Annotated in this window: 12 protein-coding genes; 6 read left to right on the forward strand and 6 right to left on the reverse strand. The window is 57.0% G+C overall.

Going from position 1 to position 16,001, the window contains the following annotated elements; genetic code table 11:
* Positions 1-28: 28 nt before the first annotated feature.
* The gene (locus tag MCM46_12350; protein ID MCG3112597.1) at positions 29-1,561 is read left to right on the forward strand and encodes a YifB family Mg chelatase-like AAA ATPase; all 1,533 of its coding nucleotides are present in this window, start codon (positions 29-31) and stop codon (positions 1,559-1,561) included.
* A gap of 36 nt (positions 1,562-1,597) precedes the next feature.
* Here the strand turns inward: MCM46_12350 and MCM46_12355 are convergent, their stop codons facing one another.
* The 3 genes from MCM46_12355 to MCM46_12365 all read right to left on the reverse strand — a co-directional run bounded on the left by MCM46_12355 (position 1,598) and on the right by MCM46_12365 (position 5,034).
* A complete protein-coding gene (locus MCM46_12355; GenBank protein ID MCG3112598.1) occupies positions 1,598-2,842 on the reverse strand; it encodes a hypothetical protein in 1,245 nt (414 codons plus the stop codon).
* Between the two features lie 219 nt (positions 2,843-3,061).
* On the reverse strand, positions 3,062-4,054 hold the full coding sequence (locus MCM46_12360; GenBank protein ID MCG3112599.1) for a hypothetical protein: 993 nt from the start codon (positions 4,052-4,054) through the stop codon (positions 3,062-3,064).
* Positions 4,055-4,458: 404 nt separating this feature from the next.
* A complete protein-coding gene (locus MCM46_12365; protein MCG3112600.1) occupies positions 4,459-5,034 on the reverse strand; it encodes a hypothetical protein in 576 nt (191 codons plus the stop codon).
* 677 nt (positions 5,035-5,711) lie between these two features.
* Here MCM46_12365 and MCM46_12370 point away from each other — a divergent pair.
* From MCM46_12370 to MCM46_12380, 3 genes are all read left to right on the forward strand, one after another.
* Positions 5,712-6,146, forward strand: a complete 435-nt coding sequence (locus tag MCM46_12370; GenBank protein MCG3112601.1) for an NfeD family protein — start codon at positions 5,712-5,714, stop codon at positions 6,144-6,146.
* Between the two features lie 55 nt (positions 6,147-6,201).
* Entirely contained in the window at positions 6,202-7,152 is a 951-nt protein-coding gene (locus MCM46_12375) for a paraslipin (GenBank protein MCG3112602.1), read from the forward strand.
* Positions 7,153-7,360: 208 nt separating this feature from the next.
* Positions 7,361-9,478, forward strand: a complete 2,118-nt coding sequence (locus MCM46_12380; protein MCG3112603.1) for an EAL domain-containing protein — start codon at positions 7,361-7,363, stop codon at positions 9,476-9,478.
* A 19-nt stretch (positions 9,479-9,497) separates the two neighbouring features.
* On the opposite strand, the gene MCM46_12385 is transcribed toward MCM46_12380, so the two are convergent.
* A complete protein-coding gene (locus MCM46_12385; protein ID MCG3112604.1) occupies positions 9,498-12,188 on the reverse strand; it encodes a DEAD/DEAH box helicase in 2,691 nt (896 codons plus the stop codon).
* Positions 12,189-12,282: 94 nt separating this feature from the next.
* The gene (lexA, locus tag MCM46_12390; GenBank protein MCG3112605.1) at positions 12,283-12,897 is read right to left on the reverse strand and encodes a transcriptional repressor LexA; all 615 of its coding nucleotides are present in this window, start codon (positions 12,895-12,897) and stop codon (positions 12,283-12,285) included.
* A 187-nt stretch (positions 12,898-13,084) separates the two neighbouring features.
* On the opposite strand from lexA, the gene MCM46_12395 reads away from it, so the two are divergent.
* Complete coding sequence (locus tag MCM46_12395) at positions 13,085-13,663, forward strand: type 1 glutamine amidotransferase (protein MCG3112606.1); 579 nt, start codon at positions 13,085-13,087, stop codon at positions 13,661-13,663.
* Positions 13,664-13,710: 47 nt separating this feature from the next.
* On the opposite strand, the gene MCM46_12400 is transcribed toward MCM46_12395, so the two are convergent.
* Positions 13,711-14,394, reverse strand: a complete 684-nt coding sequence (locus MCM46_12400; protein MCG3112607.1) for a DsbA family protein — start codon at positions 14,392-14,394, stop codon at positions 13,711-13,713.
* Positions 14,395-14,535: 141 nt separating this feature from the next.
* On the opposite strand from MCM46_12400, the gene MCM46_12405 reads away from it, so the two are divergent.
* The gene (locus MCM46_12405; GenBank protein ID MCG3112608.1) at positions 14,536-15,924 is read left to right on the forward strand and encodes an MmgE/PrpD family protein; all 1,389 of its coding nucleotides are present in this window, start codon (positions 14,536-14,538) and stop codon (positions 15,922-15,924) included.
* Positions 15,925-16,001: the final 77 nt, after the last annotated feature.

The raw sequence follows: 16,001 nt of genomic DNA on the forward strand, positions 1-16,001 counted from the left end.
CCGCTCGACCCCACCCGAGGGTCCGATCATGCTCTCAAAGATCTTCAGTGCCGTCCTGTATGGAATCGAGGCCCAGCCGATCGACGTGGAGGTCGATCTATCTCAGGGCCTTCCGCTGCTGAATATCGTCGGCCTTCCCGACCTTGCGGTCAAAGAGAGCAAAGACCGCGTCCGCTCCGCCATCAAGAACACCGGCTTCCACTTTCCCATCAAGAAAATCACGATCAACTTGGCCCCGGCCGATCTTAAGAAAGAAGGCGCCGCCTTCGATCTGCCGATGGCGCTCGGCATTCTCGCCGCCGACGGGGTGCTGAAAGAAGACCGGCTCGGCCATTACCTGATCGTCGGAGAGTTGTCGCTCGACGGCCGGATCAAGGAGATCAAGGGGACATTGGCGATGGCGATCTTGGCGAAGCGGGCCGGAAAGCGCGGCCTGGTCGTGCCCGCGAAAAACGGTCCCGAAGCGGCGGTCGTCTCTGGAATCGAAGTCCTCGGGGTCGAGACGCTTCCGCAGGTGGTCGAATTCCTCAACGGCCAGCTTCCCCTCTCGCCGGTCGAGACCCCCCTCTCCCCCCTCTTTGCCGAGCAGGCGCTTTATGCAGAGGATTTTTCAGAGGTCCGCGGCCAGGCGCACGCGAAGCGGGCGTTGGAGATCGCGGCCGCCGGCGGCCACAACATTTTGATGGTCGGTCCCCCCGGCTCCGGAAAAACGATGCTCGCGAAGCGTTTCCCGACGATCCTTCCGAACATGAGCTTCGAGGAGTCGCTGGAGACGACGCTGGTTCACAGCATCTTCGGTCTTCTCACCGAGAAGCCGTTGATCGTCGCCCGCCCCTTCCGCTCCCCGCACCATACCGTCTCCGACGCCGGCTTGATCGGCGGCGGGCAACTCCCGCGGCCCGGCGAGGTGAGCCTGGCCCACAACGGGGTTCTTTTTTTGGATGAGCTGCCGGAGTTTAAGCGCAACGTCTTGGAGGTATTACGGCAGCCCTTGGAGGAAGGAAGGGTCACAATCGCGCGCGCGAGCGCATCGTTGACTTATCCGTCACAGTTCATGTTGGTGGCGGCAATGAATCCCTGCCCCTGCGGTTACCTGACCGATCCCACCCGAAGCTGCTCCTGCACGCCGGTCGCGATCCAGCGCTACCGCGCCAAGGTCTCCGGCCCCTTGCTCGACCGGATCGACCTGCATATCGAAGTCCCCGCCGTTCCGTTCCGCGATCTGACGACCGAGACCCAAGATGAAAGCTCCGAGATCATCCGCAAGCGGGTCCTCGCCGCGCGCGAGGTCCAGCGGGCGCGCTATGAGAAGGATGGAATCCGCTGCAATGCGCAGTTGCGGCCGAGACAGATCAAGAAATACTGTCCGATCGACGAGCCTTCCCGGCGCTTGGTGGAGATGGCGATGGAGCGGCTGGGTCTCTCCGCCCGCGCGTACAATCGCATTTTAAAAGTGGCCCGCTCGATCGCCGACCTGGAGCAGCGCGAGCGGATCTCGGCGACCGACATCGCCGAGGCGGTGCAATACCGGAGCTTGGATCGGAAGACGTTCGGGGGGTAAGAAAAGGTTGCATTTAATGTTCGTGGGAGGGGAGCATTACCCTTCGTCGAACATCAAACCCTTTACCGGATTGTCGATCTGATAGAGGTAACGCCGCGTTTGATCTTGGCAAACCGATTTCAGCTCCTCGTCTCTCATCGTTTGGCAGGCGACCTTCAACGCCTCCGCCCGCTCATGGCCCTTCTTTCGAAGGAAGAGGCCGCTGACGCAAAGTTTTCGATCGGTTGCATTTCCGTACTGACAGGTAAAATTGACCTCTTTGGGATGCGCAGCGATGTAAGAATGGCCATAGGCGCCCGCCGCGTAAAAGCAACTCAGGCGGGACTTCCCCTTTAATCCGGCGCATTGGAGGGCGACGGCATCGATTTGGCGAAGCGCGGTCGGGCGTCCCAAAAAGAAATGAAGACAGGAGCTCGGCCACTGCGTGTTATTGAGGCAAAAATCCATCTCCGCTTCCCATTTTTCTCCCGTGGCATTCTGTGCCAACTTCTTCTGAATCTCCTCGCGCAGTTCCATGAAAAGACCCGACTGGCAATAATACTGCATGGCGGCCTCCTCGAAAAGGGTGCAGTACTCTTTTGCCGTCGGGACGTTCTGGGCGATGTTGGCGAAGGCATGTCCCACCGCATGGGCGCAATTCCCGCGATAAAAGTCCTCCATGACGGTGGAGTCCTCTTTACAGAGCTGGTGGACATCTTGTTTCAGCCGCTCGGTCTCCGGGGTGAGCCCCCCCTCGTTCAGAGAAAAATCGGCCTGCTCGATCTGATAGTCTGAGAAGTGGGCCTTCAGGACCCCATGAAGACAGGCATAAGTGCAGGCATCCTGACAAAGCTGAAAAGAGGTCTCCAGATTGTTGGTCCGCTCGCGGATAATGCTTCCGAGGGCGTGGAGCTCGCCATGGCAGAAGGGGTTTTGACCTTGAATGTGCTCCACGATCCTTCTGACGCCGAGATCGTCGATGAACTCCAGATAAATCGATCGCTCCGTCCTCGTTTTAATCTGCTCTAACGCGGTGATGAACTCTCTCATCCGAAGGTTTTGTTCCTGCCCCCGAAGTCTTCCCAGCCAGAGAGGATGATTCCGAATGGTTTCTTGATCTCCGAATCGGGATGGAGTCATCTCCCCGTCATCGGCCATTCCATGCGTCATTTCATGGGTTACTTCGTGCTCGATCGCATCCATCGTCGACTCTTCTGCTGAAATCGAGAGGCTCCAGAATGAAGCCAACCCCAACCCGACCAGAGTCGCCAAAACAGTGAACTTCGAAAGTTTCAAAAGCATAGAGATCCTTTATTTTTCAAAGTAATATTACGAAACATGAATGGATCGGAAAAGAGGGAGAAGAGAAACCTTTAACGAGAGAGGGAAAGCCATTCCGCAGGATGTATTATCGTTGAGGACTGATTTCATTCATAAATCATAGCTAAGATAACCCGGTCATTTTGTTTTTGTCAATAAAAAATAGCGCTGCTCTGCTTTCGAGGCATCACGAGAAATGCATTATCCTTCGTCGAACATCAGACCCATTACCGGATTGTCGATCTGGTAGAGGTAACGCCGCGTTTGATCTTGACAGACCGATTTCAGCTCCTCGTCTCTCATCGTTCGGCAGGCGACCTTCAGCGCCGCCGCCCCGCTATGGCCCTTCTTTCGAAGGAAGAGGCCGCTGATGCAGAGTTTGCGATCGGTTGTGTTTCCATACTGACAAGTATAATTGACCTCCTTGGGGGCTGCGGCAACATAGGCGCTGCTAAAGACGCCTACTCCGAAAAAACAGCTCAGGCGAGACCTTCCCTTCAATTCTGCGCATTTGAGGGCGACGGCATCGATTTGGCGAAGCGCGGTCGCATGTCCCAGGAAGAAATGAAGGCAGGCGCTCGGCCACTGGGAGTTGTCAAAGCAAAAAGCCACTGCTGTTTCCCATCTCTCTCCTACGGTATGGGAGGTCAGCTCTTTTCCAATTTCATCTCGCAGGTCCATGAAGAGACCCGACTGGCAATAATACTGCATGGCGGCCTCCTCGAAAAGGGTGCAGTACTCTTTTGCCGTCGGGACGTTCTGGGCGATGTTGGCGAAGGCATGTCCCACCGCATGGGCGCAATTCCCGCGATAAAAGTCCTCCATGACGGTGGAGTCCTCTTTACAGAGCTGGTGGACATCTTGTTTCAGCCGCTCGGTCTCCGGGGTGAGCCCCCCCTCGTTCAGAGAAAAATCGGCCTGCTCGATCTGATAGTCTGAGAAGTGGGCCTTCAGGACCCCATGAAGACAGGCATAAGTGCAGGCATCCTGACAAAGCTGAAAAGAGGTCTCCAGATTGTTGGTCCGCTCGCGGATAATGCTTCCGAGGGCGTGGAGCTCGCCATGGCAGAAGGGGTTTATCCCTTCAATATATTCGACGATTCTTCTGACGCCGAGATCGTCGATGAATTCCTGAAAAAGAGACCGCTCGGTTCTCATCTGAATCTTTTTCAAGGCGGTGATGAATTCTCTCATCCGAATACTTTGTTCCTGTCTGCGAAGCTTTCCCCGCCAGAGCGGATGGTTCCGAATGGTCGCTTGATCCTCAAGTTGAGATGAAGTCGTTTCTTCGTCATCGGCCATTTCCATGATTTTGTCTATCGCCGAATCTTCTGCAGAAACAGAAAGGCCCCAAGGTAAAGTCGACCATAACCCGATCGGAATGGCCAAAAGGAGGAGTGTCGATCGACGCATCGGTATCCTTTCGTTATGCGGTAATGAGCTGTTTGGAGGAAATGGATGGAATCGAAAAGGAGTGAACGGGAAGACAAGCGAATAAGAGCGGAGAGTGTATCCGCAGGGATTCGAGCCGCTTGACCGGTTGTTCCATCCTCAATAATCATTAAGATAGCCCGGCTGCTGAATTCTGTCAAATGAACTTAGGAAATGGGGCTGCTTTCGACCGACTGTCGCTTGAGGGATCGGAAGAGAAGGCCGCGCGGAACGATCACCAGCTCGATCAATCCGGTTTTATCCAATGTTTCTTCGCGAGGATCGACGATGATATTTCCGGACCGCCCGGCTGTCAGCTGCTGAAGCGTCATCCTCCCTTCCATGAGCCGCTCCGCCGTCTGATCGAAGGGAGCGCTCTCCGGAAGGTGGATGGCTTCGCCGGCTCTCTTCACGACCATGGAGAGCGATCTTTTTTCGAGGGCGCTGATCAGGATGCCGTTTTTGGTTTTGCGTTGATAAAGAATCAAATCGCTCAGGTCAGGCTTGACCAGATAGGCCTGATGGAAGGAGACCACCTCCACCGGGGCATTATCGATGCCCGGAATGAATCGAGAATTCCGCACCGCGATCACCTGCCCTTTGCTCGCCCAGATTCCGATTTGGGTTGAGTTCCAAGAAGAGGCGGCGCCGTCGGGCGGGAGGGGAATTTCCCGATCGAGAATCACAAAGTAGATGCGCGCGGGATCGACCGTTTTATAAAGTTCGGAGAGTGGAACGATCATGTGAGATTCTCCTACTCAGAGGCTTGTCCGTGCAGCCTCGATCAAGCTGTTTTGCAAAGAAAGGGCCTTCTTTTCAGAGCAGCGGAACCGAGGCGTCGGTTCAATTCGGAGCGTACGTTTGAGGAGGGGGTTTCTCCTGGTGTGAAAAAACTCCTGCGCGAGGGAGATGTTCCGATCCCCGGAATCCGATTTCGAATATCGGAGATCCGAAAGCGCGTGGAGAGGGTGGATGAAATCCCACCCCCTCCCTTTATATCGCATCATTCCCCTAGTCCTTACGCAGCCGGTCGGCTCCGCCTCTCCTGGTTTCTTTCGGCAAGTCTGTGTCGTGGGTGAGCACCACAAACGCCGTAAAGACCGGAGCGATTAAAAGGAGAAAATATAGGATCTCTTTTGACATTGAAGCACCTCCATGGTTGATCGATTTTGAAGCGTTCTCTTCTTTCATCCCGGAGGGTAACAGAGGAGGAGAGAGTGATCTTGGTCTTTGAATGGTCTTTCTTCGGTTTTTAGTTGGATTCTGGATAGAGATTGATTGATAGCCGTCAAAAAGAGCCGTTCGATCGGCTTCGGGCCTTAGCGGATTTTCTTGACAGAGGACTCCCCTTTGATATACTTCGTTCGCCTCTGTTTATACTTAGCCGGTTTCTCTTGCAGCGTGTAGATTGGAGCGTGAAATGATGCCTTGGTGGGGATGGCTGTTACTCGGCCTCTTCTTTTTGCTGGCGGAGATGATGACGCCGGGCGGATTTTATCTCATTTTCTTCGGCGCCAGCGCCCTGATCGTGGGGACGCTCGCAGCATTCAAACTCACCGGGCCCGAGTGGATGGAATGGCTGCTTTTCTCTCTGTTTTCGATCGTTACATTGTTGTTTTTCCGGCAGCCGCTGCTGAAAAGGTTTCAAACGGCCGATACGGGCAAAGAGATCGACAGTCTGGTCGGGGAGGTTGCCGTTGCTCTCGATCCGATTGCGGTCGATGCAATCGGGAAGGTTGAGCTGAGAGGGGCGGCCTGGAGCGCGCGGAATGTCGGAGAAACCCCGGTGACGAAAGGACAGCGATGCAAGGTCGTTCAGGTGGAAGGTTTGACCTTGTGGGTGCGGAGCGCCTGAAGGGTCTCTAACGGAGGTCGTTCTAGAAACGGAATGAATCTAAGGGAGAGAAACAATGAGTGAAGGGATGATTGTTGTTCTGGTCCTCGCGGCGGTCGTGATCGTCGTCCTGGCAAAGACCGCGGTGGTCGTGCCGCAGCAGAGCGCCTACGTCGTCGAGCGGCTGGGAAAGTTCAGCGGGACACTCGACGCCGGTTTCCACATCCTCCTTCCTTTTCTCGATGTCATTCGATACCGCCATTCCCTCAAAGAGCAAGCGCTCGATATCCCGGAGCAGCTCTGTATCACCCGGGACAACGTCCAGGTCGGCGTGGACGGGGTGCTCTATCTCAAGGTGATGAATCCGGAGCGGGCCTCCTACGGCGTCACCGATTATACCTTTGCCATCATCCAGCTGGCGCAAACAACTCTCCGGAGCGAAGTCGGAAAAATTGAATTGGACCGGACCTTCGAGGAGCGAAGCACAATCAATCTGGCGGTCGTCAGCGAGCTCGACAAGGCGACGGAGCCATGGGGGATCAAGGTGCTCCGTTATGAGATCAAGAACATCACCCCACCCGAAGATGTCCTTGCCGCCATGGAAAAACAGATGCGGGCCGAGCGGGAGAAGCGGGCGGTGATCCTCAACTCCGAGGGGGTCCGCGATTCGGCCATCAATGCGGCCGAAGGGGAGAAGCAGCAGGTGATCAAGGCCTCGGAAGCGAACAAACAGCAGCAGATCAACGAGGCGGAAGGGGAAGCCGCCGCCATCCTCACCGTGGCCGAGGCGACCGCGCAGGGGATTCGCAAGATCGCCGAAGCGATCCAATCCCCCGGCGGCTACCAGGCGGTTCAGCTCCGGGTGGCCGAACAATACATCAACCAATTCGGAAATCTGGCCAAAGAGGGAAATACCCTCGTGGTCCCCGCCACGCTCAGCGACGTGAGCGCCATGATCGCGATGGCGATGAACATCATCCGCCCCGGCGCCAACCCGGAGTCGCCGCCTGCCGTGTCTCAACGATAAACCTTGTTTTATCTGTTTGTCCGCTCGTCCTTGTGAAGGTTCCCCTCGCCATTATCCCAAATTGACAACAGACTAAAACCTGTTAATCTTTTGAGGAATGTGGGCAAAGTGCCGTCGTTCTTTTTCTGCATCGCCCGGTATACCGGTTGAACTTCGGACAGAACAACATCGCCCTCTCCTTGATAGGTCCATCCGGATTGACTCGCCAATGACCGACAAACTTCAAGAAACCATCCTCATCGTCGAAGACGACGAGACCACGGCGGTCCTCGAGCGCAGGTGCTTGGAGCGGGCCGGTTACAGCATCCTTACCGCCGCGACCGCTGAAGAGGGGGAGGAAAGGGTGGTACAGGAAGAGATCGATTTGGTTCTGCTCGATTATACCCTTCCGAAGGGAATGACCGGCCTCGATTTTTATATGAATCTAAAGGTGAAGGGACAAGATCTTCCTGTCATCATGGTGACGGCATTCAGCGATGAGGCGACCATTATCAAAGCGCTGCGGGCGGGCGTTCGTGATTTTGTGACGAAATCAACCGCATATCTCGATTATCTTCCGGAGGCGGTTAAGCGGGTGCTTTCCGACGAGCGAACGAAGAAGGCGCTGGCGCGATCCGAGGGTGAGCTCAAACGTTCGGCCTCCCTGATTTTGTCGACCCTGGAGGCGACGGCAGACGGCGTTTTGGTCGTCGATCAAGACGGGAAGATGATCCGCTTTAATCGGAAATTTGCAACGATGTGGCGGATTCCACAGCAGATCCTCGACACGAAGGACAACACGAAAGCTCTCAAATTCGTCATGACGCAGCTGAAGGACCCGGAGCGATTCCTTACCAAGATCAAAGAGGTCTATGCCAACCCTCTTGCCGAGAGTTTCGATCTGCTGGAGTTCAAGGATGGAAGGGTCTTTGAACAACTTTCGCAACCCCACCTTTTGGACGGGGAACCGGTCGGGCGGGTCTGGAGTTTCCGCGATGTAACCGACTGGAAGCGGGCGGAGGAGCGGCTGATCGAGCTGGCTCATTTCGACCAGCTGACCGGGCTTCCGAACCGGACGCTTTTCCAGGATCGACTACGCCAAGCGCTCCCTCAGGCAAGCCGCAACGGAAAGCTGGTCGCGCTCCTTTTTCTCGACTTGGATCGCTTTAAACTTGTCAACGATTCGCTCGGGCATACCGTCGGCGATCTGTTGCTGAAGGAGGCCGCCGGCCGGTTGACGCATTGCGTCCGGAAAAGCGATACCGTTGCCCGCCTCGGCGGCGATGAGTTTATCGTGATTCTGACCAATATCACCTCCGTTCATGATGCCGCCAAAGTGGCCCAGAAAATCCTCGATGATTTCTCGCGCCCCTTTGGGTTGCAGGGGCCGGAGCTTTTTGTCACACCGAGCATCGGAATCACCCTTTATCCGTTCGACGGCGACGACATTGATCTTTTGTTGAAGAATGCAGACACCGCCATGTACCGCGCCAAACAGATGGGCCGCAATAACTATCAATTCTACTCCGCCGAGATGAACACGGCGACGATCGCGCAGCTGACGCTGGAGAGCAGTCTCCGTTATGCATTGAAGCGGGAAGAGTTCCTCATTCACTATCAGCCCCAGGTCGATCTGAAGACCGGTCGGATTGCCAGCGTGGAGGCGCTTTTGCGTTGGCAACACCCTTCGTTGGGACTGGTGAGCCCACAAGAGTTTATTCCAATTGCGGAGGAGACGGGGCTGATCGTGCCGATCGGGGAGTGGGTGCTGCGCACCGCCTGCGCGCAGGCGGCCGCCTGGCAGAAGGCGAACCTCCCCTTGATGCACATGGTGGTCAACCTCTCGATCCGGCAGTTCAAACAGCCGCAACTCATCGAAACCGTTGAACGGATTCTAGGAGAGACAGGCCTCTCCGCGCGGCATCTTGGTTTGGAATTAACGGAGAGCATGCTGATGGAGAATGAAGAGAGAACGGTTGCCACATTAACCCAATTGAACAAGCTGGGGATTCAGATTTCGATCGATGATTTCGGCACCGGTTACTCCTCCCTTCGTTATCTGAAATGTTTTCCGATTCACATTCTGAAGATCGACCAATCCTTTGTTCGGGAGATTGAAACGAATGCCACCGACGCGGCGATTGTCACCTCCATCATCGCCCTCGCGCGGAACCTCGGCCTGAGGGTGGTCGCAGAGGGGGTTGAGAGCGCGGCGCAGCTAAAATTTTTACGCGCAAACGGGTGTGATGGAATGCAGGGGTATTACTTCAGCAAGCCGCTTTCCTCCGAAGCGCTTGAGAAAAAACTAAGCGCTCCATGGTCGATGCAATTGGATCAGGAGGGATAAGGCGATGTCTTCGGTCGTTTTATTGAAGTGCTGCCTCTTTATGGATCGACACTTCCGTATGGTTTAGGTTCAGGGTATACCCCACCCCGCGGCGGACCGCAATCAGATTCTCGATCTCTTCGGAGAGAATCACCCGCTTCTTCTGGTTTCCCACCGCTTTCCGGATCTGGGCTAAAATTTTTCTCTTGTGATCGGCGAGCTGGCGCTCATACGGCCTGTCATCTTCGTCTTCTTTCTCCGCGCTTCCATAAAGCGCATCGTAGAGGGTGACCTTGTTGACCACCCGGCCCGGCGTTCGGGCGAGGGCCGCCAGGAGCTTGAAGGGATAGGAGGAGAGCTCGACCCGAATTTCCTTGTAAGTGATCAACTGCTGATCCAAATCGATCGACAAAACGGGGGAAGCCTCGGACCGGCGGGGGTATCCCGGCGACGGCTCGCGGGCGTGATCCCTCTGCCGGTGGAAATCCGGAATCTCCTGCTGAATGGGATCGTTCTCCAGAGGGCTGAGAGAAAGGGCCGCGGCGACCCGCTCCGATAGGTATTTCTCCAGAATCTCGATCGGAAGCGAGAAGAGCGCCTCCGGACTGTCGTAGCCCTCTCTGACCAGACGGGCGATGGCGGTTCGACTTAACCCCCTGATGCGTATTCGCGACAACGCCAGCCCTTGGGCGGTCACCCCTTGGAGGAGCCGCTCGGAAAGCTCGGAGAGGCTCCGGACCGTCTCCGGCGTCCAGCCGATCTCCCGGGCAAGGGCCGAGGCCGCCTCCGCCAGCCGGGAGAAGGCCTCGCCGATCCGCGAAATCGCGCCGGCATGGATGTCGTACGACTGTTCGATCTCGACAGTCGATCGGGAGGTGATCCATTCCCGGAGAATCAGCGCTTTTTTGACGGCGCGCGCTTCCTCCGCTTCGCTCGGCCGCACGGCGTCGGAGCGTGGCTGAAAAATGCTCTTCCCCCCTTCCTGTTGATGCGCAATTTCTTTCCGGAGGAGGGTCGGGTAATTCCTGGCCCGGCGCTCCCGGTAGGGGAGGGGAACGTAGATCCGCTTTGCATCTTCGGTGAGGGCGAGCGCGTAGAGTATCTCGATCTCGGTCAGGCGGCTCGGATCGGTTGCCTTTATCCAACGGCTGATTTCAACGGCGGTCGCGAGCCGGATTCCTTTCAGCACGGTGATCTTCCCCTGTTCGGTCGCGACAACACGATCCTCTCCGACCGCTTGAAGGGCTCCCTGGTTTTGGCACTTCTCGACGGCCGATTCGATCAGCGGTTCGAGACCGTCCGTTTTTTCTCCCCACCTTCGTTGAGCGGTGTACGTCGACTTGAGAAACCCCGCCAGCTCCTTTGACGTTGCCGCTTCGCCGGAGGCAACCAGGTTCAGGAGGATTTCTTCTATCTCCTCCATTCGGAGGGCCGGTTCCAGCGGCTCGATCATCCCGGCGATATATTGATCCATCCAGACTTTTTTTCTGAACGAAGAATGGGTCACCAGGATCGCCCGGCCGAAATCGCCGATGTAGCCGTAACGCCCTCCCCGGCCGGCCATGTTCTCATGGAGGGAGCGGGGAAGCGGCCGGGTGTCGGTCCCGTGATAACGCCGGAAGTAATGCCACTGGCGGGATTCGATCAGGACATTTTTCGCCGGGCAGTTGATCCCCATCGCCAAGGTGCTTGTCGAAGCGAGGATGCGGATCGCCCCCATCCGAAAGTGGCGCTCGATCACCTGCCGCTGCTCCAGGGGAAGATCGGCATGATGGATTCCGATCCCTTTTCGAAGGAGCCGGATGAGGAAGTCGCGGGCCGTGGTCTCTTCCAACGCCAGTAGCTCCTCAACCGCCTCCTCGGCGGGGGCAAGGCCGACCTGCTCGCCGATTTTGACGGCGACTCTCTCCACCGTCGGCTTGTCTTTGAGAAAGAGCAAGGTCGACTCTTCCCGCTCCCCGCCGAGAAAAGAGGCGAGGGGAACCATCAGATCGATCTCTTCCTCCCCCCGCATTTCTTTCCAGAGCTCTTCTCCTTCTTTGCCGCTGTTGTGTTCCCGATAGGAAAAAATCCCGCGGCAGAAAATTCCTTTCCGCAGTTCAACCGGCCGCTTCTCCTCGATTAAAAGATCGGCCTGAAGCCAGCGGGCCAGCGCCTCTCCCTCGCCGAGGACCGCCGAGAGCCCCAGAAATTGCGGCCGGACCCGTGCGTGAAGGAGCTTGGTCAGCAGCAGCTCGATCGTGGGGCCCCGCTCTTCGTCCGCGATCATCTGCAACTCGTCGAGGATCACCACGCCGACCTCCTCCAGCAGACACGGACGGGTCACCAGGAGCGATTGAAGTTTTTCATAAACAACGATCGCGATATCGAAACCCTTCGACAGAATCGCCGCGTCCCACTCCCGATGATCGCGCGTGGAGATCGCCGTGACAATGCCGAGGGATCGGTACGCCTCCCGGAATTGAGCGAACTTTTCCTCGGCGAGCGACTTGGTGGGGACCAGATAGAAGACCCGTTTCCCTTTCCGGATCGCGAAGATCGACAGGATCTCCGCGATGAAGGTTTTTCCGGAAGTCGTGGGAGCAAAGACGACGAGGTTGCCCCCTTGAAGGAGCGACGTGTGTTGAATCGCCTTTTCCTGGACGGGGAGGAGCTCCGGTCCGTAGCGCTTCTCCCAGATCGGGATGACGTCGGTATCGATTCCGACCTTCTCCAGAAACCGCATTTTCATTCGGTCCTCCCGGGTGTGATGGTTTTTACATGATGAAATTAGAAATCCTTCGCGGGGTTTTCATGAGCGCGGATGCTCAGAGTGACCGGTTCAGTCAGTCGATCGGGCTTTCCAGGGAGCGAATGACCGCGACGGCCTTTCCGACGATCCGGAAGTCGCCGCTTTGCGGGGTCACTTCGATCGGTCGATAAGCGGGGTTGGCGGAGTGGAGGAGAATGCGCTCTCCTTTTTTTTCAAAACGTTTCACCGTCGCCTCTCCATTCAAGAGGGCGATGACGATCTCTCCCTCCTCGGCGCCCGGCTGCGGCTTCACCAGAAGATAATCCCCTTCCAGGATCCCGGCCTGGATCATGCTGTCTCCTTTTACCTTCAGAAGAAAAGCATCTTTCCATCGGGCGAGGCTTCGATTGAGGTCGATTCTCCCTTCGATATTCTCGGTCGCCAAAATCGGCTCCCCTGCCGCGACCTTTCCGACCACCGGAATGCCGCGGGTTGCTCCGCGCAGTTCCAGCGCTCGCGCGCCGCGATGGGGCCGGCTCAAATGGCCTTTCTTCTCCAGCGCTTCCAGATGGCGTGCGACCCCCCGGGTGCTCTTCATCTTAAACCGCCGCATGATCTCTCGCTGCGTCGGCGGAAATCCGTGGTCGGCGAGGTAGCCGGTAATAAATTGGAGGACCTGTGCCTGACGGTCTGTCAGCGACTGAGTCATCTTAATCTCCGGATAGTATTCAAATGAATACTATCCGGTTGCGGCGTTCCTGTCAAGCGAATTTTGCCGGCGAAAGGATCTGGAGGAGATTGAAGAAGTTCATACTCGAAAGAGTTAACTCTTTGCGGCAAATAGACAGGCCGCCGGGCAAAAGACTAAGTTTGTTCTAATAGAAAGGAGGTTCGTCATGGCAGAGAATATCAGATTAGAGGGACTGCGGGTTGCGATTTTGGTCACGGATGATTTTGAGCAGGTGGAGTTAACGGAGCCGAAGAAGGCACTGGAGGAGGCCGGTGCGACAACAGCCATTATCTCTCCCCATCCCGGTCAGGTCCAGGGGATGAATCACGATGAGAAGGCCGACCGCTTCAATGTCGATCAGACGCTCGATCAGGCGAACCCCGATGATTATGATGCGGTTCTTTTGCCCGGCGGGGTGATCAACGCCGATGCCTTGAGAATGGAGCGGAAAGCGCAGGAGTTCGTGAGGATGATCGAAGCGGCCAACAAGCCGATCGCTTTTATCTGCCACGCGCCGTGGCTGCTTGTCTCGGCGGGGCTGGTCAACGGCCGAACATTGACCAGCTACTACACTCTCCAGGACGACATCCGCAACGCCGGAGGACGCTGGTGGGATCTGCCGCTGGTACATGACGATAACTGGGTCAGCAGCCGCTTTCCGAAAGATATCCCGATTTTTAATCAAGGAATGATCGAGCTTTTCTCCGACTATCAAGAGATGGAGGAATACGAAGAAGCGGCGTAGGCGTAGAGACGTCCCGCCGGGACGTCTCTACGGATTTCCCATCCGCATTAGGGTTTCACGGCTCTCTTCATGGAGGCGAGGGCCGTTTCGACCTCTCGTTTGAAGAGGGAATAGGGGATCGCCCCTTCCACCTTGCGCCCGTTGATGAAGAAGGTCGGCGTCGCCCGGACCCCCCGTTCGATCGCTTCGTTATAATCGGCCTCCATCCGGGTGATAAGACTCCGATCGCCCAGGGAGGACTCAAACCGCGCCATGTCGAGATTCAGCCGGCGGGCATAACCGAAAACGTCGTCTCGGGCGACGCGGTCCCGGTTTTCAAAGAGAAGATCGTGCATCTCCCAGAAGCGGCCCTGCTCGCCGGCGGCGATGGCGACCATGTGGATCGCCGGGGCGTTTGGATGAGATTCAAAGACCGGAAAGTGGCGGAAGACCCATCGGACCTCGCCGGGGTACTCTTCGAGAATCTGCTTGACGGTTGAAACGCTCCGGGCGCAGAAGGGACATTGAAAATCGGAGAACTCCTCGATCGTCACCGGCGCCGCCGGTGCTCCCCGGACCGGAAATTGGGCCGGGACCGGTTTGGGTGGAGCAGGGGGAGCGCTCTCGGCCTCACGCCGCTCCGCTTGGACGGGGGCTTCCGAACGGAAGGTGTAGATCGCAAAGAGACCCGCGGCCGCTCCCACCAGAAGCACAATCCATAAAAGCGGATTCGCCCTTTTTTCTTTTGGCAATTCCTTCTTTTTCATTTCGAAGAAGGAGTGTACAGACGAACCGCCGGAGAGTCAATCGCCCTCCTTGACACCTCCCTTATCTATTCCTTACGCTAGAGGTAAGCCGCACTCGGCATCCTTCTCAAAATAGGGGAGACGTCCATGACCCTTGTCGAACAGCTCGCTTCATTCGTCGTCAATGCATCTTATGAAAACCTCTCCGAGGCCGCCCGTCAGGCGCTGAAGATCCGCATCCTCGATTCGATCGGTTGCGCCATCGGTGCGCTCGATGGAGAGCCGATCCGATTTATCCGAGCGCATCTGGAAGACTTCGGCGGCGCCGAGCGCTGCACCCTCGTCGGCGGCGGGCGGAACGCCCCCGATCGGGCCGCTTTCTACAACAGCGCCCTGGTCCGCTACCTCGACTTCAACGACAGTTATCTGGCAAAGGGGGAAACCTGTCATCCGAGCGACAACCTCGGGTCGGTCCTGGCCGCCGCCGAGTATTCGGATCGATCGGGCAAAGATCTCCTCGCGGCCCTGGCGGTCGCCTACCAGGTTCAGTGTCGCTTAAGCGACGTCGCTCCCGTCCGGGACAAGGGGTTCGATCATACCACCCAGGGGTCCTACGCCGCCGCGGCGGGAGTAGCCCGGGCGCTCGGTCTCGACCCAACCCGGACCGCGCATGCCGTCGCCATCAGCGGAACCGCCTTCAACGCGCTTCGGGTGACCCGGACGGGGCTCCTCTCCCATTGGAAGGGGCTGGCCTATCCGAACACCGCCTTCGGCGCAACCCACGCGGCCTTCTTGGCGATGCGCGGGATCACCGGTCCTTTGGAGGTCTTCGAGGGGAACAAGGGGTTCATGGAGAGCATCGCGGGGCGGTTTGAGATCGATTGGCAGAGAGAAGATCTCGAACGGGTGACGCGCACCATCATCAAGAAGTACAACGCCGAGATTCATTCCCAATCGGCGATTGAAGGAATTTTGGAGCTCAAGCAGGAGGACCCTTTCTCTCCGGCCGACGTGGAACGGATCGAGATCGAGATCTTCGACGTCGCGCACAAAATTATCGGCGGAGGAGAAGAAGGGGACAAGACGATCGTTTTAAACAAAGAGCAGGCCGATCACAGCCTGCAATATATGGTCGCCGCCGCCCTCCTGGATGACCAGGTGATGCCGGAACAATATCTCCCTGACCGGATCGAGCGGCGGGACGTTCAGACGCTCCTTCATAAGATCACCGTCCGCCCCCGGAAAGATTTCAGCGACCGGTTTCCCGACGAGATGCCGTGCCGGCTGATCGTCTCTCTACGAGACGGGCGGATGCTCATCAAAGAGAAACGGGATTATGAAGGGTTCTACACCCGCCCGATGCAGTGGGAGACCGTCTCCCGGAAATTCGAGCAGCTCAGCAAACGATACGCGGACGCCTCCCTGCGCCGCGATATTCGGGAGGGGGTCTCACGGATCGAAGCGCTCCGGACGCGGGACCTCATGCAGCTTTTGTCCCGGGTTCAGTTCTCGACCGATTTAAAAGCGGCTTCATAGCCGACCTTCTCTCAGCTTGCCTCATTCGCCTTTTCTCAAAAGGTGTGTCCCTCGTCACTTTTTTTCGCACCTCTTCA

This window comes from Candidatus Manganitrophus morganii (assembly GCA_021651055.1).
Taxonomy (GTDB): domain Bacteria; phylum Nitrospirota; class Nitrospiria; order SBBL01; family Manganitrophaceae; genus Manganitrophus; species Manganitrophus morganii.